Origin of the sequence: Nocardioides sp. NPDC101246 (genome assembly GCF_044767415.1) — a bacterium.
Taxonomy (GTDB): domain Bacteria; phylum Actinomycetota; class Actinomycetes; order Propionibacteriales; family Nocardioidaceae; genus Nocardioides.
Genome location: NZ_JBIWNX010000005.1, coordinates 352,228 through 370,030, shown reverse-complemented (window position 1 = coordinate 370,030; position 17,803 = coordinate 352,228). Strand labels below are relative to the sequence as shown.

Genomic DNA, 17,803 nt, shown 5'->3' with positions numbered 1-17,803 from the left:
CAGAGCTTGCAACGAAGAGGTTTCACGATGTCGAGGAAGACACAAGCACTCGCCGCGCTCTGCGCCGGTCTCATGATTGCCGCCACCGGTTGTGGCGGCTCGGGCGACTCCGGTGGCAGCGACGACAACACCATCATCTGGTGGCACAACTCCAACAACGACCCCGGGAAGGGCTACTACGAGCAGGTCGCCAAGGACTTCGAGAAGGACAACCCCGGCGTCGACGTCAAGGTGCAGGCCTTCGCCCACGAGGACATGCTCACCAAGCTCGACGCCGCGTTCCAGAGCGGCGATCCCGAGCAGGTCCCCGACGTCTACATGGAGCGGGGCGGCGGCGAGCTCGCCGACCACGTCGAGGCGGGCCTGACCAAGGACCTGACCGAGGACGCGGCCGACGAGATCGAGATGATCGGCGGGTCCGTGGCCGGTTGGCAGGTCGACGAGAAGACGTACGCTCTGCCGTTCTCGATCGGCGTGGTCGGGTTCTGGTACAACAAGGACCTCTTCGCCGAGGCCGGCATCGCCGCCGCGCCGACGACGATGGAGGACTTCTACGCCGCCGTCGCGAAGCTCAAGGCCGCGAACATCCAGCCGGTCTCGGTCGGCGCCAAGGACGCCTGGCCCGCGGCGCACTACTACTACTGGACCGCGGTCCGGGAGTGCTCCCAGGACGTCTTGACCGACGCGGTCAAGAGCCTCGACTTCTCCGACCCCTGCTTCGCCAAGGCCGGCGACGACCTCGCCGACATCGTCGCCGAGAAGCCGTTCAACAGCGGTTTCCTCTCCACCGGCGCCCAGGAGGGTCCGACCTCGGCCTCCGGCCTCCTCGCCACCGGCAAGGTCGCCATGGAGCTCGCCGGCCACTGGGAGCCCGGCGTGATGCAGGGCATCACGGAGGACAAGTTGGGGCTGGGTGACAAGACCGGCTGGTTCGCCTTCCCGCAGATCGAGGGCGGCCAGGGTGACCCGGCCGCGCAGATGGGCGGCGGCGACGCCTGGGCGGTCTCCGAGGGTGCGCCGGACGCCTCGGTCGACTTCGTCAAGTACCTGCTCTCCACCGACGTCCAGACGGGCTTCGCCGAGAACGGGATGGGTCTGCCGACCAACCCCGACGCGACCGGCGCACTGACCGACCCGGCGCTCGCTGACCTGATCAAGGTGCGAGACAGCGCTCCGTACGTCCAGCTCTACTTCGACACCGCGTTCGGCCAGTCCGTCGGCGGCGCGATGAACGACGCCATCGTCAACGTCTTCGCAGGCAAGGGGACGGGTGCCGACATCGTCACGGCCACCCAGGCCGCCGCGGACAAGGAAAAGTGAGCCGAACCTGTGACACACGACGTGACCGAGGCCGCTCCCGCGGTGCCAGGGCACGCCACATCGGATGCCCGGCGTACACAGCCTGTACGCCGGGCCCCCGGCGGTACCAGGGGTGCCGGACATCGTGGTGACGCCTGGCGCAAGCGCCTGGAGATCCTGGTCTTCGTAACCCCCGCACTCGCGCTCATCGCGCTCTTCGTCGCCTGGCCGATCGTCACCGCGGTGCGCTTCTCGGTCTACGACTGGAAGGGTTTCGGCGACCTGACCGACTTCGTCGGCCTGGAGAACTACGCCGAGGTCCTCGGTGACGAGGTCTTCCGCAGCGCGGTCGGCCACAACATGGTCATCGTGGTGGGCTCGATCCTGCTCCAGCTCCCGCTGGGTGTGGCCATCGCCCTCCTGCTCAACCGCAAGATGCGGGGCCAGGGCCTGCTGCGCACGATCATCTTCGTGCCGTACGTGCTGGCCGAGGTCATCGCCGCGGTGGTCTGGCTGCAGCTGCTGCAGCCGCGCTACGGCTTCATCGATGCGCTGACCGTGCAGGTCGGGCTGACCCCGCCCGAGCAGGGCTGGCTCGGCACCCCGGAGTACGCCCTGTGGATCGTGCTCCTGGTGCTGACCTGGAAGTACCTCGGGCTGGCCGTGCTGCTCTTCCTGGCTGGCATGCAGGGCATCTCCGAGGAGCTCTACGAGGCCGCCCAGCTCGACGGCGCCTCCTGGTGGCAGACGCAGTGGCGGATCACGATCCCCCTGCTCGGCCCCACCATGCGTACCTGGGCCTTCTTGTCGATGATCGGCTCGATCCAGTGCTTCGACATGATCTGGGTCCTCACCCAGGGCGGTCCGGCGGACGCGACGGCGACCATGGCGACGTACCTCATCGACGAGGGCACCAAGCGGCACAACTACGGCATCGCCGGCGCCGCCTCGGTGATCCTCTTCGTGGTCGCCTTCGCGATGGCCCTCGCCTACCAGGTCCTCGTCCTGCGTCGCGACGTCACCGACGACGCACCGGCCAAGCAGCACCGTACGAAGCGAAAGGCGGCGTGATGACCAGAGCCATCCGCAGCAACCTCTGGGTCTACCTGCTCGCGCTCGTCGTGGTCGCGATCACCATCGGCCCGGTCCTCTACGGCGCGATGGGCGGCTTCCGCACCAACGCCCAGCTCGCCGACAAGCCGGCCGGGCTGCCCGACCCGTGGGTGTGGACGAACTACGCCGGCGTGCTGAGCAACCCCTCGTTCTGGCAGTACGCACTCAACTCGACGATGATCGCGATGATCACCACGGTGGTGACCGTCGTGTTCGGGCTGATGGCGGCGTACCCGTTGGCTCGCTACCAGTTCCGGGGGCGCGAGGCGCTGTTCATGGTCTTCGTGCTCGGCCTGCTCTTCCCGGCGGCCGTGGCGATCATCCCGCTGTTCATCATCATCACCCGCAACCTGCAGATGGCGAACACCTGGTGGGGCGTGGCCCTGCCGCAGGCGGCGTTCGCGCTGCCGATGACGGTGGTCATCCTGCGGCCGTTCCTGATGGCGCTGCCCAAGGAGCTGGAGGAGGCGGCGCTGATGGACGGCGCCAGCCGGATCGGCATCTTCTGGCGGGTCCTGATGCCGCTCTCGGTGCCGGGCATGATCACCGTCGGCGTGCTGGCGTTCGTGACCTCCTGGAACGCCTACCTGCTGCCGCTGCTGCTCCTTCAGGACAAGATGCGCACCCTCCCGCTCGGCGTCGCCGACTTCTCGACCGAGCACTCCGCCGACACCGCCGGTGTCCTCGCGTTCACCACGCTCGCGATGATCCCTGCCCTCGTGCTCTTCCTCGCCTTCCAGCGCCGGCTCGTCAGCGGCCTGCAGGGTGCGGTCAAGGGCTAGAACGGAACCTTCCTGTGACTCACTCAGCATCCCTTCCAGCCTGGCCGCGGGTCTCCGAGCGCGTGCGCGATCTGCACGCGCGGATGAGCCTGGAGGAGAAGCTCGCCCAGATCGTGGGCTACTGGCTCGACCGCGGCGGCGACGTCGTCGCGCCGATGGCCAACGAGATGGACGCGGGCGACGGCCGGCGACTCCCCGAGATCACCGCCCACGGGCTCGGCCACTACAGCCGGGTGTACGGCACCCGGCCCGTCGACCCCGCCGAACGCGCCGCGTGGTTGTGGGCCGAGCAGAGGCGCCTGGTCTCGCAGACCCGACTCGGGATCCCGGCGCTGGTCCACGAGGAGTGCCTCACCGGACTCGCGACCTGGCAGGCGGCGACCTTCCCCGCGCCGCTGGCCTGGGGTGCGTCCTTCGACCCCGAGGGCGTCGAGGAGATGGCCCGGACGATCGGCGCCGACATGCGCGCGCTCGGCGTGCACCAGGGGCTCGCCCCGGTGCTCGACGTGATCCGCGACGCGCGTTGGGGCCGCTGCGAGGAGGCCATCGGCGAGGATCCCTATCTCGTCGGGACGGTCGCCACCGCGTACGTCCGGGGGCTTCAGTCCGCCGGTGTGCACGCCACGCTGAAGCACTTCGTCGGCTACTCGGGTTCGCGCGCCGGCCGCAACCACGCGCCCGTCTCCGCGGGTCCGCGCGAGATCGCCGACATCTATCTGCCGCCCTTCGAGATGGCGCTGCTCGACGGTGGTGCGAAGTCGGTGATGGCGGCGTACAACGACATCGACGGGGTGCCGCAGCACTCCTCGGTCGAGCACCTCACCACGCTGCTGCGCGAGACCTGGGGCTTCGACGGGGTCGTGGTCGCCGACTACTTCGGGGTCGCGTTCCTGGCGGTGATGCACACGATCGCCGCCGACCGTGGGCGGGCCGCCGCGGTCGCCCTCGAGGCCGGTGTCGACATCGAGCTTCCGACCGGCGACGCCTATCTCGAACCGCTCGCGGCGCTGATCCGCTCCGGTGAGGTCTCCGAGTCGATCGTCGATCGGGCGGTGTTGCGGGCGTTGACGCAGAAGGAGGAGCTCGGTCTGCTCGAGGAGTCCTTCGCAGCCACGCTGGAGGAGGGGGCTCCGGAATCTGTCGACCTGGACTCGCAGGCACACCGCTCGTTGGCTCGGAGGTTGGCCGAGGAGTCGGTCGTGCTGCTCGGCAACGACGGCGTGCTCCCGCTCGAGGGCGGCCTCGGCAAGGTGGCGATCATCGGCCCGAACGCCGACCGCCCCGAGGCGCTGATGGGCTGCTACTCCTTCGTCAACCACGTGATGGCGAGCTATCCCGACCAGCCGCTGGGTATCGAGCTGCCGACGATCGCGGAGGCGATCCGGGCCGAGCTCGGCGCCTCCTCGTACCAGGTCGTGGCCGGGTGCGAGGTCGAGGGCACGGACCGCTCGGGTTTCCCGGCGGCGGTCTCGGCGGCCGAGGGCGCTGAGGTGGCGATCGTCGTCGTAGGCGACCAGGCCGGGCTCTTCGGCCGTGGCACGGTCGGGGAGGGCAACGACTCCGAGTCGCTCGACCTTCCCGGGGTCCAGCGCGAGCTGGTCGACGCGGTCGTCGCGACGGGGACGCCGGTCGTGCTCGTGGTCGTCACCGGCAGGCCGTACGCCCTGGGGTGGGCGCTCGACGACGCGACCCGTCCGGCCGCGGTGCTGCAGGCGTTCTTCCCCGGCGAGGAGGGCGGACCGGCCCTGGCGCGCGTCATCTCCGGCGCGGTCAACCCCTCGGGTCGGCTCCCGGTCTCGCTGCCGCGGGTCTCCGGCACCCAGCCCTACAGCTACCTCCAGCCGCTGCTGGGTGGTCCCTCCGAGGTCACCAGCACCGACCCGACGCCGGCGCGCCCGTTCGGCTTCGGGCTCTCCTACACCACCTTCGGCTACAGCGGGCTCTCGGCGGATCGCTCCGTCGCGGCCGGTGGCACCTTCGGGGTCGAGGTGACCGTCACCAACCTCGGTGATGTCGCGGGTGTGGACGTGGTTCAGCTCTACGGCCGCGACCTGCTGGCCTCGGTCGTGAGGCCGGTCTCGCAGCTGCTCGGCTATCAGCGGGTCGCGTTGGGGCCCGGCGAGTCGGCGACGGTGCGCTTCGAGGTGCCCACGACGCGGCTGGCCTTCACCGACCGCCGTCTCACCCGCATCGTCGAGCCCGGCGATGTCGAGGTCTGGGTGGCAGCCTCGGCCGGGGAGAAGGTCGCCACCGCGGTCGCCGAGGGCATCGCCGAGCTCTCCGGCGTCGAGGCCGCCTCGGCCGCTGGTGAGTCGGGCAGCGACAAGGCGTTGGTCACCATCACCGGCGAGGTCCACCGCGTCAGCACCGCCGACCCTCGGATCACGACGGCGACGGTCACACGCTAGGCCGCGCTCGGGAAGTCCCGTCGAGTCGGCCCGTTCTGACCGAGATTCCTGCCGAGTCGGCCCGTTCTGACCGAGATTCCCGTCGAGTCGGCTCGTCATGACGAGCCGACTCGGCAGGGTCGACGGTCAGGATGAGCCGACTCGACGGGCGGTGTTCTGGGCGAGGTAGGCCGCGGGGTCGCCGATGACGCGGCGTACGACCGTCCCGGCAGCTCCGCGCACGGCCGCGTCGCTGCCGAGTCCGGAGACCAGCAGCGGCGGCGGCTCGGTGGCGCCGGTGTGATGGCTGATCGAGGCCGAGGTGGCCGCGGAGAGCCACGGCGCGAGCGTCGCGAACGCGCCCCCGAGCACGACAGCGGCCGGGTCGAGGAGGGTGAGGACCGAGGCGAGCGCGATCCCGAGGTAACGGCCCGCGTCGGCGACGGCGTCGAGCGCGGCCCGGTCGCCCGCCTCGCAGGCCCGGGTGAGGTCGGTCATGGTCTCCACCCCCGCCCGGGCGAGGATCTCCTGCTGTCCGGCCATCCGTTCCAGGCAGCCGTGGCCACCGCAGGCGCACGGGGGGCCGTCGGGGGCGACCACGACGTGGCCGAGCTCACCGGCGCCGGCGTGCGCGCCGCGGAAGACCTGGCCGTCGATCACGATGCCGCCGCCGATGCCGATCTCGCCGGAGACGTGCACGAAGTCGCGCAGAGGGGTGCCGTCCTGTTCGTGGCCGCCGAACCACATCTCGCCGAGCGCGGCGAGGTTGGCCTCGTTCTCGAGCTCGACCTCGAGCCCGGTGCCCTCCCGGATCGCGGCGGCGAGCTCGACCTGGGTCCAGCCCAGGTTGGGAGTGCGTACGACGGTGCCGTCGACGGTCAGGCCGGGCACCGCCACGCAGGCCGCGGCCAGGGGGAGACCCTGGGAGGCCGCGCTGCGGGTGGCCGTGCGGGCGACCTCCAAGACATCGGCGACCACCTCGGTGACCTCGCGGCCGCGGTTGTCGCGGCGTACGACATGGTGGTAGCGCGGCGCACCGGACAGGTCGGTCACCACGGCGGCCAGGTAGTCGACGTTGATCTCCAGGCCGAGCCCGGCCGCACCGTCGGGGGCGAGGGTGAGTGCCGTGGCCGGGCGGCCACGCTCGACCGCTGCCGGGGCGCTCTCCTCGAGCAGGCCGGCGTGGATCAGGTCGGTCACCAGACCGGAGACCGACGACTTGGTCAGGCCGGTGTGGGCGGCGACCCGGGCGCGGGAGGCGGGGCCGGTGCGAGCGACCTCACCGAGCACGAGCGAGAGGTTGCTCGCCCGCATCCCGGCATGTTGCGCAGGCTCTGAGCGAGGGTTCATGCAGGGATTAGACCAAGTCATGAACTTGAGGTCAAGGAGGCGTTCCTTCGCGTCATCTGGTTGACAATGTGACGTAGGTCGCGTTGGATGATGCGAGATAGTCCAAGTCGTGAACTAAGTAAGGAATCAGGCTATGACGGAGTACACCCCCACCCCGGAAGACAAGTTCACCTTCGGCCTGTGGACCGTCGGCTGGCAGGGCGTCGACGTCTTCGGTGGCCCGACCCGCCCGCAGATGGACATAGCTCACTCGGTGGAGAAGCTCGCCGAGATCGGCGCGTACGGCATCACCTTCCACGACAACGACGTCTTCGAGTTCGATGCGACCGACGCCGAGCGTCAGGCCCAGATCGACAAGCTCAAGGGTGCGCTCGAGGAGACCGGCCTCAAGGTGCCGATGGCGACCACCAACCTGTTCAGCCACTCCGTCTTCAAGGACGGCGGCTTCACCTCCAACGACCGCGACATCCGTCGCTTCGCGATCGCCAAGACCGCCAGGAACATCGACCTGGCCGCCGAGCTCGGCGCGACGACGTACGTCATGTGGGGTGGCCGCGAAGGCGCCGAGTCGCATGCCGCCAAGGACATCGCGCACGCGCTCGACCGCTACCGCGAGGCTGTCAACCTGCTGGGCGACTACGTGACCGATAAGGGCTATGACATCCGCTTCGCCATCGAGCCGAAGCCGAACGAGCCCCGTGGTGACATCTTGCTGCCGACCATCGGCCACGCCATCGCCTTCATCAACTCGCTCGACAGGCCCGAGCTGGTCGGTCTCAACCCCGAGGTCGGCCACGAGGAGATGGCCGGCGTCAACTTCGCCGCGGGCATCGCGCAGGCGTTGTGGCACGGCAAGCTCTTCCACATCGACCTCAACGGCCAGCACGGCCCGCGCTTCGACCAGGACCTGCGCTTCGGTGCCGGCAACCTGCGCGGTGCGTTCAACGTCGTCGACCTGCTCGAGAGCAAGGGCTACGACGGCCCGCGCCACTTCGACTTCAAGCCGCCGCGCACCGAGGACGAGGCCGGCGTGTGGGCCTCGGCCGCCGGCTGCATGAAGAACTACCTCGTGCTCAAGGAGCGGGCGCTCGCCTTCCGGGCCGACCCGGAGGTGCAGGCCGCCCTCGCCGCGTCCCAGCTCGACGAGCTCGCCCAGCCCACGCTCGCCGCGGGCGAGACCCTCGACGACCTGCGCGACGCGTCCTACGACATCGACAAGCTCGACCACGGCTTCGGCTTCGAGCACCTCGACCAGCTCGCGATGGACCACCTCCTCGGTCTCCGTTGAGCATGGCGCTCGTAGCAGGGGTCGACTCCTCGACCCAGTCCTGCAAGGTCGTCATCCGCGACGCCTCGACCGGAGAGCTCGTCCGCTCGGGTTCGGCCAAGCACCCCGAGGGCACCGAGGTCCACCCCGACCACTGGTGGACCGCGCTCGGTGAGGCGGTCGCGGCGGCGGGAGGTCTCGCCGACGTCGAGGCCATCGCCGTCGGCGGCCAGCAGCACGGGATGGTCACGCTCGACGCGTCCGGAGAGGTCGTACGTCCCGCGCTGCTGTGGAACGACACCCGCTCCGCGCCCGCGGCCGTCGCCCTCAACGCCGAGCTCGGTGCGGAGCGGTGGGCGGCCCAGACGGGTTCGGTGCTGGTGGCCTCCTTCACCATCACCAAGCTGCGCTGGCTGGCCGAGAACGAGCCCGAGCTGGCCGCGAAGGTGGCCGGCGTCTGCCTGCCGCACGACTGGCTGACCTGGAAGCTCTCCGGGGCCGCCGGCCTGGACACGCTCACCACCGACCGGTCCGACGCCTCGGGCACGGGCTACTGGGCGACGCCGTCCGGGGACTACCGGCGCGACCTGCTCGAGCGAGCCTTCGGCCGTGGCGACCTCGCCCTTCCGCGGGTGCTCGGACCGGCCGAGTCGGCGGGCCGTACGTCCTCGGCTCTCTCCACCGGTGCGCTGCTGGGTGCCGGTGCCGGAGACAATGCCGCCTCGGCCCTCGGCCTGGGCGCCGTGCCCGGCGACGTGGTGGTCTCGATCGGCACCTCGGGCGTGGCCTGTGCGGTCGCGGAGGCGCCGACGGCGGAGACGACGGGCACGGTGGCGGGCTTCGCCGACGCGACCGGCCGCTACCTGCCGCTGGTCTGCACCCTCAACGCCGCCCGCGTCCTCTCCTCCACGGCCTCGCTGCTGGGGGTGTCCCTCGAGGAGCTCTCCGACCTCGCGCTCTCGGCGCCCTCGGGCTCCGACGGCCTCGTGCTGGTGCCCTACCTGGAGGGCGAGCGCACCCCCAACCGACCCGACGCGAAGGGCGCCGTGCACGGCCTCACCCTCGCCACCGCCACCCCGGCCCACCTGGCCCGCGCCGCGGTCGAGGGTCTGCTGTGCGGCCTCGCCGACGCCATCGACGCGCTCGTCGAGCAGGGCGCCGAGGTACGCCGCGTACTGCTCGTCGGCGGCGGCGCCAGGTCCGAGGCCGTCCGCCGGATCGCGCCCGTCGTCCTCGGCCGACCGGTGGTCGTACCCGAGCCGGGGGAGTACGTCGCCGACGGCGCCGCCCGCCAGGCCGCCTGGGTCCTCACCGGCGGCGAGGAGCCGCCCGCCTGGGAGCTCGCCGGCACCGAGACCTACGAGGCCGACCCCGATCCCGCCGTCCGCTCCCGCTATGCCGAGGTCCGCGACCTGACCGAAGGGACCTAGCCGAGGCGTCAGCTACGTCGGCCGAGATGTCACCTGCGTCCGTCGAGATGTCAGGTACGTCGGCCGAGATGTCACGTACGTCGGCCGAGGCGTCGCTCCGGTCGGTCGAGATGTCACCTGCGTCGGTCGAGGCGTGGGCTACGTCGGCCGAGGCGTCAGGTACGTCGGCCGAGATGTCACGTACGTCGGCCGAGGCGTCACCCGCTGACGTCTCGGCCGACCACAGCGACGCTTGGGCCGACGGGACCGACGCTTCGGCCGACGGGAGTGACGCCTCGGCAGAATGTGGGTGACGTTTCGGCACGCGGGAGTGACGCCTCGGCGGTATCCGATAGCGTGGCCGCGCCATGTTGGATCACATCAAAGGCTTCGTCCAGGGAGTCGTCCTCGCGCCCATCGTCCGGTTGTTCGTGGCGCTGAAGATCAGCCCCGACGTCGTGACGCTCGTCGGCACCATCGGAGTAGCGGTCGGAGCGCTGGCGTTCTACCCGCGCGGCGAGCTGCTGGCCGGCACGATCTTCATCACCTGCTTCGTCTTCAGCGACCTCATCGACGGGGCGATGGCGCGTGCCGTCGGGCGTACGAGCAAGTTCGGCGCCTTCTGGGACTCGACCCTCGACCGGATCGGCGACGGTGCGGTCTTCGGCGGCCTGGCGCTCTACTTCGCCGGCCCGGGCGACTCCGACCTCTATCTCGCGCTGACCCTGTGGTGCGTGGTGATGGGCGCGGTCACCTCCTACGCCCGCGCCCGCGCCGAGTCGCTGGGCTTCACCGCCAACGTCGGCATCGCCGAGCGCGCCGACCGCCTCGTCCTGGTGCTGGTCCTGACCGGCTTCGCCGGCATCTTCGACCTCGACCTGCTGATCTACATCGCGCTGTGGATCCTCGCCGTCGCCTCGACCGTCACCGTCGGTCAGCGCGTCTGGACCGTCCGCAAGCAGGCCATCGCCGAGGAGGCGTCGGCGTGACCGCGCCGACCGAGGCCGACGTACGCCTGGCGACAGAGCTCGTCCGCGGCGCCGGCTCGCTCGCCGCGAAGATGCGCAGTGAGGGCATCAGCGACTCGATCGAGACCAAGACCTCTGTCTCCGACCTGGTCACCGCCGCCGACAAGGCCGCCGAGACGGCGATCGTGGAGCGCCTCACCGCCGAGCACCCCGGCGACGGCATCCTCGGTGAGGAGGGCTCGGCCCGCGAGTCGACCACCGGCCGGGTGTGGACCATCGACCCGGTCGACGGCACCTACAACTTCGTACGCGGCCTCGACTGGTGGTGCTCCGCCCTGGCCCTGACCGACAGCACCGGCATCGTCCTGGGTGCCGTCTACTCGCCCGCCGAGGACGCCGTCTACATCGGCGGCCCCGAGCTGCCTACCACCCGCAACGGCGTCCGGCTCGACGCGATGCCCGACACCCCGCTCGCCCACGCCTGCCTGACCACCTACCTGCACCCCTCGAAGCTGAAGCACCCGGTCGGCGAGGCCTACGTCCGCGTCGCCAGCCAGGCCGCCTCGATCCGGATCCTCGGCTCCGGGTCGATGGACCTCACCGCGATCGCCCAGGGCAGGCTCCACCTCTTCTGCCAGCACTCCGTCCCCGACTGGGACCGGCTACCCGGCGCCGGGCTCGTCCTCGGTGCCGGTGGCACCACGGCGCAGGTCGAGGCCGGGGGAGTCCTCTGGTCCCTGGCCGGCGCCCCGACCGCGGTGGCCGAGGCGGTCGACGCACTGGCCTCCTAGCACTGGCCTCCTAGCAGTCCACTTCGGGAACAGTGGCCTGAGCAGGGCTTTCCGAGGGTGGCGTACGTCCTGACCCGACTTACGATCGCCCCATGGCAACAAGCACGAATGAGACGGGAACCTCGCGGGTCAAGCGCGGGATGGCGGAGATGCTCAAGGGCGGCGTGATCATGGACGTGGTCACCCCCGAGCAGGCGAAGATCGCCGAGGACGCCGGGGCGGTGGCGGTGATGGCGCTCGAGCGCGTCCCGGCCGACATCCGCGCCCAGGGTGGCGTGAGCCGCATGTCCGACCCCGACATGATCGACGGCATCATCGAGGCCGTCTCCATCCCCGTCATGGCCAAGGCCCGCATCGGCCACTTCGCCGAGGCGCAGGTGCTGCAGTCCCTGGGGGTCGACTACATCGACGAGTCCGAGGTGCTGACCCCGGCCGACTACGAGAACCACATCGACAAGTGGGCCTTCACGGTGCCGTTCGTGTGCGGCGCGACCAACCTCGGCGAGGCTCTGCGCCGTATCACCGAGGGCGCGGCGATGATCCGCTCCAAGGGCGAGGCCGGCACCGGCGACGTGTCCAACGCGGTCACCCACATGCGTACGATCCGCCGCGAGATCCGTCGCCTCGGCGCCCTCGCCGACGACGAGCTCTACGTGGCGGCCAAGGAGCTCCAGGCCCCCTACGAGCTGGTCAAGGAGGTCGCCACCAACGGCAAGCTCCCGGTCGTCCTGTTCACCGCCGGCGGCATCGCGACCCCGGCCGACGCGGCGATGATGATGCAGCTCGGCGCCGAGGGCGTCTTCGTCGGCTCCGGCATCTTCAAGTCCGGCAACCCGGCCCAGCGCGCCGAGGCGATCGTGAAGGCGACGACCTTCCACGACGACCCCGACGTCGTCGCCAAGGTCTCCCGCGGCCTGGGCGAGGCGATGGTCGGCATCAACGTCGACGAGCCGGCCCGTTCGATCCAGTTCGCGGAGCGTGGCTGGTAGGTCGCGACCGACGTCGTACAGAAGCGGCTGCGCATCCCTCGGTGGGGTGCGCAGCCGCTTCGCATGTGAGAGGAAATAGGTCCGAAGTGCACTGAACAGCGGAAACACCGACAAACGGATTGAAATAAAGCAGTTATGGGTTTCCTATGTGAAAACGTCTCCAAGTGATGGATCTTGGATCCATACATACGGGGGCACCGAGTCCCTGTGGAGATGGGGACGAAGTCATGAAGAAGTCGACGAAGGGTGCGGTCGCCACCGCAGCCGCTGCGGTCCTGCTGCTCGGCGGCGCCGGGACGCTCGCCTACTGGACCGATGAGGGCACCGCCTCCGGCGGAACGCTCACCACCGGCAACATGGCGCTGAGCGACGGCACGTGCGAGGCGGGGTGGACCTACCCGGACGGCTCCGCGGTCGCGACGATCGTGCCGGGCGACTCGATCACCAAGTCCTGCTCGTTCGAGGTGACCGGAGCCGGTGACCACCTCACCGCCACCGTGTCGGCCCCGGGCGAGGTCACCTACACCACCGACCGGGCCACGACCACCATGCAGCTCACCGCAACCGCGGACTACGAGCTCGGCGGCGAGCCCGTGGGCGACGGCGACTCGTTCGCGATCGACGGCCCGACCACGCTGGTCGCCCAGGTCGAGGTGGTCTTCCCGTACGGGGACGCGACCACGATCAACGCCAACGACACCCAGGACATCACCGCGACCCTGGACGCGATCACGATCACGCTGACCCAGGACCAGAGCTCGGGCCAGAACCCGAACCCCTGATCCGCGTGTCAGCCACAACCGTGAGCCGGCGTTCATGACGGGCGCAGGCACGGTGTCGACCCGGCGGTCCTCGCCACCGGGTGAGCGACGCCTGCCCGTCCCCGGGCCCCGAGCCGTGCTCGGGTTCGTCGGGCAGTTCGTGGTCTGGTTCGTGATCATCGCCGCCGGAGCCGTGATCGTCCTCGGTGTCGCCGCGCCGCGGATCGTCGGAGGAGAGGCGTTCACGGTGCTCAGCGGCTCGATGCGGCCCGGGATGCCACCGGGATCCTTGGTGGTCGTACGTCCGGTGGACCCGACCACCCTCCGGATCGGCGACGTGATCACCTTCCAGCTGAGGTCGGGGGAGCCGGCGGTCGCGACGCACCGCATCACCGGCATCGGCACCGACACCACGGGCGAACGCGTCTTCACCACCCGCGGCGACGCCAACGACGCCGACGACGTGAAGCCGGTGCGGATGGTGCAGGTGCGCGGCGAGCGCTGGTACTGGCTGCCCTACGTCGGCCATCTCAACTCGCTGCTGACCGGTGAGCAGCGCGCCATCACCAGGCTGGTCGGCGCCGGCCTGCTCATCGGCTACGCGCTGGTCATGTTCGGTGGGTCCATCCGCGACCGCCGCCGGGAGCGGGCCGGGGAAGCGGCGGCGAAGCCATGACGGCCGTACGCCTCCTGCTCGCGCTCCTGGTGATCTCGACCCTTGCCGCGGCCGCGCCGTCGGCGGCCGCGACCGAGCCGGTGCAGCTGAGCAACGACGGCCGCACCTGGGCCGCTGACCTGCCCGAGCCGCTGTTCGATCCGGAGACGCGCTGGGTGCCCGGCGACTCACGGGCGGCGACGTTCTGGGTGCGCGACGCCGGGGAGAGTCGCGGTGCGCTCTCGGTGAGCGCCGACATCCGCGACACCGACCGTTTGGTCGCCGAGGGTGCGATGAACCTGCGGCTGCGCCGTGGATCGGGCGAATGGCACGAGATCCGGCCCGGCACCAGCATCTCGCTGGGCCGGCTCGAGCGGGGCGGCCGGGAACGGATCGGTGTGGTCGCGACGTACGCGCCGGGCTCGGGCAACGCCACGATGGACTCCGCGTTCACCTTCAGTCTCGACGTACGTCTGACCGGGGATGACGCCACCGGGGGCGACGGGACCGGGCCCGTCGACGACGTGCCCGAGGGCCAGGCCCCGGGCGACGGTGGCCTGCTGCCCGACACCGGCAGCCTGGTGAGGTGGTGGCTGATCGCCCTGGCCTCACTCTCGATCGGCGGGGGCACGGCCCTCGTCCTGCGCAGCAAGCGAAAGGGAAGACTATGACCAGTCCGCGACGGCGCCTGGGCGCCGCGTTCAGGAGGGGGATGAGGTCCGCGCGGGTGCGCGCGCTGCTCGCTCTCGGAGCGGTCGTCTCGATCGGCGCGACCGGGACGCTGGCCTACTGGACCGACACGGTCGAGGTCAGCGGCGCAACCCTGACCACGGGCACGCTCGACCTCCAGGTCAACGGTGCCGACCCCTACACCGGTTTCACGGCGCTGAGCCTGACAGGGATGTACCCGGGCACGTCCTCGGCCGGCATCCTGACCGTGCAGAACGTCGGGTCCATCCCGCTGAGCTACACGATGACGAGCGGCTCCTCGACCACCACGCTGTCCCCGCTGACCCTCAAGGTCACCGCCGACACCAGCGTGACCAACGACGGCACGCTGAACCAGACCTGTCCGGGCACGGCGCTCGCCGGCACCGGCGGCCCGCTGCCGTCCTCCGGCATCGCGACCGCGCGTACGCTCCAGCCCGGCACGTCACAGACCCTCTGCCTGCAGGTGACGCTCGGCACCGACTCTCCCGACACCGCACAGGGCCGCTCGAGCAACATCACCTTCACGCTCACCGGGACCCAGCTCCCGTGACCGATCTTCGGCGCCTCGTCACCGTCACGACCCGGCGGGCGGGCGATCTCGCGCTCACCCTGGCCGCGGTGGCCGGCGTCGTGTGCCTCCTGACGCTGCTCGCGGGGGTGGCGTTCGACGTACGGCCGCTCGTCTTCCGGTCAGGATCGATGTCACCGGCGATCCCCACCGGCTCGCTGGCGCTGGCGGTGCCGGTCGACCACCGCGAGATCGCGGTGGGCGATGTGATCTCGGTGCCGTACGAACGTACGCGGGTCACACACCGAGTCGTCTCGATCGACCACACCGAGGCGAGCTCGCTGCTGCGGATGCAGGGCGACGCCAACGACGCCGCCGACCTGCGTCCGTACCAGGTGACCGCCGCCGACCGGGTCGTCTACTCGGTGCCCCACCTCGGCGCGGTGATCGCCTGGCTCTCGCATCCGCCGGGCATCTTCGTGCTCGCCGGCTACGCGGCGCTGCTGCTCACGATCCTGATGCGCCGCCGGGCGAACCCGTCCGCTCCGAGTGCCCCCGCCGCCCCCGAGCCGCCGGAACCACCGCGACCCCGCCGGCGAGGACGGCTCGCGTTCGCTGTCCTCGTGCTCGCGTTCCTGATCGGCGCGGCGGTGCCGCCGACCTGGGCGGCCTGGGGGGACCCGGTGGTGGTCACAGGTGGCACGCTCGGCACGACCAGCCTGGTCTCGCCGACCGCGACGCCGTCCTCCGGCGGAGGCAACGGCACCGGGACCGGCAACTGCCAGGCGCAGAACCAGGCGCTCGGCAGTGTGATCACGCTGCGCTGGGAGGGAGTCGTACCGGCCTCGGCGCCGCCGCTGGCGAGCTACAACTACCAGCTGCAGTTCTTCAACCGGGACACCAATCAGAACCAGGGCGCCGCCCTGACCCTCGCCCATTCCGGGGCCGCCGGTTCGAGGCAGGCCTACCAGCAGAACGCGACGACGCTGGGCAACCTGCTCGGCCTCAACCTGCTCTCCAACACCCGGCTGCAGATGCGGGTGCGCTCCCACCTCGCCGGGACCAGCTGGTACGGCGCGACGACCATCCAGGTGAACTTCTCCAGCAGCGCCGTGCTCGCCTTCGCCTCCTTCGAGTGCAACACCGCCTGAGCCGAGTTCCGCGCGGCAGCCGCTGCGAACTACGCTTCCGAGGTGACTGCACCGACCATCGGCGTACTCGCTCTCCAAGGCGATGTCCGCGAGCACCTGGCCACGTTGACCCGGCTGGGGGTCAAGACCCTTCCCGTACGCCGCCAGGCCGAGCTGGACACCTGTGACGGGCTCGTCCTTCCCGGTGGGGAGTCGACCACGATGTGGCGTCTGGCCAGGACCTTCGAGCTGCTCGAGCCGCTGCGGGCACGGGTCGAGGACAAGATGCCGGTCTTCGGTACGTGTGCCGGGATGGTGCTGCTCGCCGAGCGCCTGCTCGACGGTGCCGAGGGCCAGGAGACGATCGGCGGCCTGGACATCACGGTGCGGCGCAACGCGTTCGGGCGCCAGACGGAGTCCTTCGAGACCGACCTGAGCGTGGCCGGGGTGGAGGACACGGTCCGGGCGGTCTTCATCCGGGCGCCCTGGGTCGAGGCGACCGGGCCCGATGTGGAGGTGCTGGCGAGCGTGGCGGGGCACCCCGTCGCCGTACGCCACGGGCATCTGCTGGCGACCTCCTTCCACCCCGAGGTCAACGGAGAGGACCGGCTGCACCGGCTCTTCCTCGACACCTGCTGGTGACCGTGACCGGGGCCACGTAGTTAGAATGGACGCCTGCTGCCCTGTGACCACTCCGGAGGCGGCTCGACAAGCACAGCGACGCGGGGCAAAGGACGGTTTTCAGATGAGCGGCCACTCCAAGTGGGCAACGACCAAGCACAAGAAGGCGGCGATCGACGCCAAGCGCGGCAAGCTCTTCGCCAAGCTCATCAAGACGATCGAGATCGCGGCCAAGACCGGCGGTCCCGATCCGTCGGGCAACCCGACGCTCTACGACGCGATCCAGAAGGCCAAGAAGCAGTCGGTCCCCAACGACAACATCGACCGCGCGGTCAAGCGCGGCGGCGGGCTCGACGGCGGCGGCGTCAGCTACGACACGATCATGTACGAGGTCTACGGCCCCCAGGGCGTCGCGCTCCTCATCGAGTGTCTGACCGACAACCGCAACCGGGCGGCCATGGAGGTCCGCACCGCGGTCACCCGCAACGGCGGCACCATGGCCGACCCGGGCTCGGTCTCGCGCCTCTTCGACCGCAAGGGCGTCGTCGTCGTGGCCAAGGCGCAGGAGGGCAAGGAGGTCTCCGAGGACGACCTGCTCGAGGCCACCCTCGACGCCGGCGCCGAGGACGTCAACGACCTCGGTGAGACCTTCGAGGTCGTCTCCGACCCCTCCGACGTCGTCGCGGTCCGCACCGCGCTGCAGGAGGCCGGCATCGACTACGACTCCGCCGAGGTCCAGTTCGTCGCGAGCATGGACATCCCGGTCGCCGACGCACCGTCGGCCGAGAAGGTCTTCAGGCTCATCGACGCCGTCGACGACCTCGACGACGTGCAGAACGTCTTCTCCAACGCCGACATCCCCGACGAGGTCATGGAGACCGTCGACGCCTGACCTCCCGCACCCGCCGAATCGGTAGAAATGGCGGGCCGAATCGTGAGTTGTGGGGGGGGGGGGGGGGGGGGGGGGGGGCCCGCCCGCCCCCCCCCGGGGCCCCCCCCCCCCCGGACGAGGGCGGGGGGTGGGGGGGGTGGAACCCAAACAGGAGGGGGGGTGGGTGGTGG

General features: G+C 70.5%; 18 protein-coding genes. 17 read left to right on the top strand and 1 reads right to left on the bottom strand.

What is annotated here, in order from left to right:
- Positions 1 to 27 precede the first annotated feature (27 nt).
- The 4 genes from ACIRON_RS11870 to ACIRON_RS11855 are packed head-to-tail and all read left to right on the top strand — an operon-like array spanning position 28 to position 5,602.
- Complete coding sequence (locus ACIRON_RS11870) at positions 28 to 1,320, top strand: ABC transporter substrate-binding protein (protein WP_402992500.1); 1,293 nt, start codon at positions 28 to 30, stop codon at positions 1,318 to 1,320.
- A 9-nt stretch (positions 1,321 to 1,329) separates the two neighbouring features.
- Positions 1,330 to 2,370, top strand: coding sequence for a carbohydrate ABC transporter permease (locus tag ACIRON_RS11865; RefSeq protein ID WP_402992499.1), 1,041 nt, complete (start codon positions 1,330 to 1,332; stop codon positions 2,368 to 2,370).
- Positions 2,370 to 3,194, top strand: a complete 825-nt coding sequence (locus tag ACIRON_RS11860) for a carbohydrate ABC transporter permease (protein WP_402992498.1) — start codon at positions 2,370 to 2,372, stop codon at positions 3,192 to 3,194. Before ACIRON_RS11865 ends, ACIRON_RS11860 begins: the two co-directional genes overlap by 1 nt.
- 14 nt (positions 3,195 to 3,208) lie before the next feature.
- Positions 3,209 to 5,602, top strand: a complete 2,394-nt coding sequence (locus tag ACIRON_RS11855; RefSeq protein ID WP_402992497.1) for a glycoside hydrolase family 3 N-terminal domain-containing protein — start codon at positions 3,209 to 3,211, stop codon at positions 5,600 to 5,602.
- A gap of 126 nt (positions 5,603 to 5,728) precedes the next feature.
- On the opposite strand, the gene ACIRON_RS11850 is transcribed toward ACIRON_RS11855, so the two are convergent.
- On the bottom strand, positions 5,729 to 6,931 hold the full coding sequence (locus ACIRON_RS11850; RefSeq protein WP_402992496.1) for an ROK family protein: 1,203 nt from the start codon (positions 6,929 to 6,931) through the stop codon (positions 5,729 to 5,731).
- 133 nt (positions 6,932 to 7,064) lie between these two features.
- Between ACIRON_RS11850 and xylA the strand changes: the two genes are divergently transcribed.
- From xylA to ACIRON_RS11785, 13 genes are all read left to right on the top strand, one after another.
- Positions 7,065 to 8,219 carry a xylose isomerase gene (gene xylA, locus ACIRON_RS11845; RefSeq protein WP_402992495.1) on the top strand — a complete coding sequence of 385 codons (1,155 nt, stop codon included), beginning with the start codon at positions 7,065 to 7,067 and terminating at the stop codon, positions 8,217 to 8,219.
- Positions 8,220 to 8,221: 2 nt separating this feature from the next.
- On the top strand, positions 8,222 to 9,628 hold the full coding sequence (gene xylB / locus ACIRON_RS11840) for a xylulokinase (RefSeq protein ID WP_402992494.1): 1,407 nt from the start codon (positions 8,222 to 8,224) through the stop codon (positions 9,626 to 9,628).
- A gap of 26 nt (positions 9,629 to 9,654) precedes the next feature.
- Positions 9,655 to 9,921, top strand: a complete 267-nt coding sequence (locus tag ACIRON_RS11835) for a hypothetical protein (RefSeq protein WP_402992493.1) — start codon at positions 9,655 to 9,657, stop codon at positions 9,919 to 9,921.
- A 54-nt stretch (positions 9,922 to 9,975) separates the two neighbouring features.
- A complete protein-coding gene (gene pgsA / locus ACIRON_RS11830) occupies positions 9,976 to 10,596 on the top strand; it encodes a phosphatidylinositol phosphate synthase (RefSeq protein ID WP_378868125.1) in 621 nt (206 codons plus the stop codon).
- Positions 10,593 to 11,366 (top strand): inositol monophosphatase family protein, encoded by a 774-nt coding sequence (locus ACIRON_RS11825; RefSeq protein WP_402992492.1) that lies wholly within the window; start codon positions 10,593 to 10,595, stop codon positions 11,364 to 11,366. Before pgsA ends, ACIRON_RS11825 begins: the two co-directional genes overlap by 4 nt.
- Positions 11,367 to 11,458: 92 nt before the next feature.
- Positions 11,459 to 12,355: a pyridoxal 5'-phosphate synthase lyase subunit PdxS gene (pdxS, locus tag ACIRON_RS11820; RefSeq protein WP_091041231.1), complete on the top strand. Its 897-nt coding sequence runs from the start codon at positions 11,459 to 11,461 to the stop codon at positions 12,353 to 12,355.
- A 227-nt stretch (positions 12,356 to 12,582) separates the two neighbouring features.
- The gene (locus ACIRON_RS11815; protein WP_402992491.1) at positions 12,583 to 13,137 is read left to right on the top strand and encodes an alternate-type signal peptide domain-containing protein; all 555 of its coding nucleotides are present in this window, start codon (positions 12,583 to 12,585) and stop codon (positions 13,135 to 13,137) included.
- A 34-nt stretch (positions 13,138 to 13,171) separates the two neighbouring features.
- Positions 13,172 to 13,792, top strand: coding sequence for a signal peptidase I (locus tag ACIRON_RS11810; protein ID WP_402992490.1), 621 nt, complete (start codon positions 13,172 to 13,174; stop codon positions 13,790 to 13,792).
- The gene (locus ACIRON_RS11805) at positions 13,789 to 14,442 is read left to right on the top strand and encodes a hypothetical protein (protein WP_402992489.1); all 654 of its coding nucleotides are present in this window, start codon (positions 13,789 to 13,791) and stop codon (positions 14,440 to 14,442) included. The genes ACIRON_RS11810 and ACIRON_RS11805 overlap by 4 nt, the downstream gene beginning before the upstream one ends.
- 41 nt (positions 14,443 to 14,483) lie before the next feature.
- Positions 14,484 to 15,032, top strand: a complete 549-nt coding sequence (locus ACIRON_RS11800; RefSeq protein ID WP_402992488.1) for a SipW-dependent-type signal peptide-containing protein — start codon at positions 14,484 to 14,486, stop codon at positions 15,030 to 15,032.
- Positions 15,029 to 16,141, top strand: a complete 1,113-nt coding sequence (locus ACIRON_RS11795) for a signal peptidase I (RefSeq protein ID WP_402992487.1) — start codon at positions 15,029 to 15,031, stop codon at positions 16,139 to 16,141. The genes ACIRON_RS11800 and ACIRON_RS11795 overlap by 4 nt, the downstream gene beginning before the upstream one ends.
- Before the next feature lie 42 nt (positions 16,142 to 16,183).
- The gene (gene pdxT, locus ACIRON_RS11790; RefSeq protein ID WP_402992486.1) at positions 16,184 to 16,762 is read left to right on the top strand and encodes a pyridoxal 5'-phosphate synthase glutaminase subunit PdxT; all 579 of its coding nucleotides are present in this window, start codon (positions 16,184 to 16,186) and stop codon (positions 16,760 to 16,762) included.
- 103 nt (positions 16,763 to 16,865) lie between these two features.
- Positions 16,866 to 17,633: a YebC/PmpR family DNA-binding transcriptional regulator gene (locus ACIRON_RS11785; protein WP_091041241.1), complete on the top strand. Its 768-nt coding sequence runs from the start codon at positions 16,866 to 16,868 to the stop codon at positions 17,631 to 17,633.
- Positions 17,634 to 17,803: the final 170 nt, after the last annotated feature.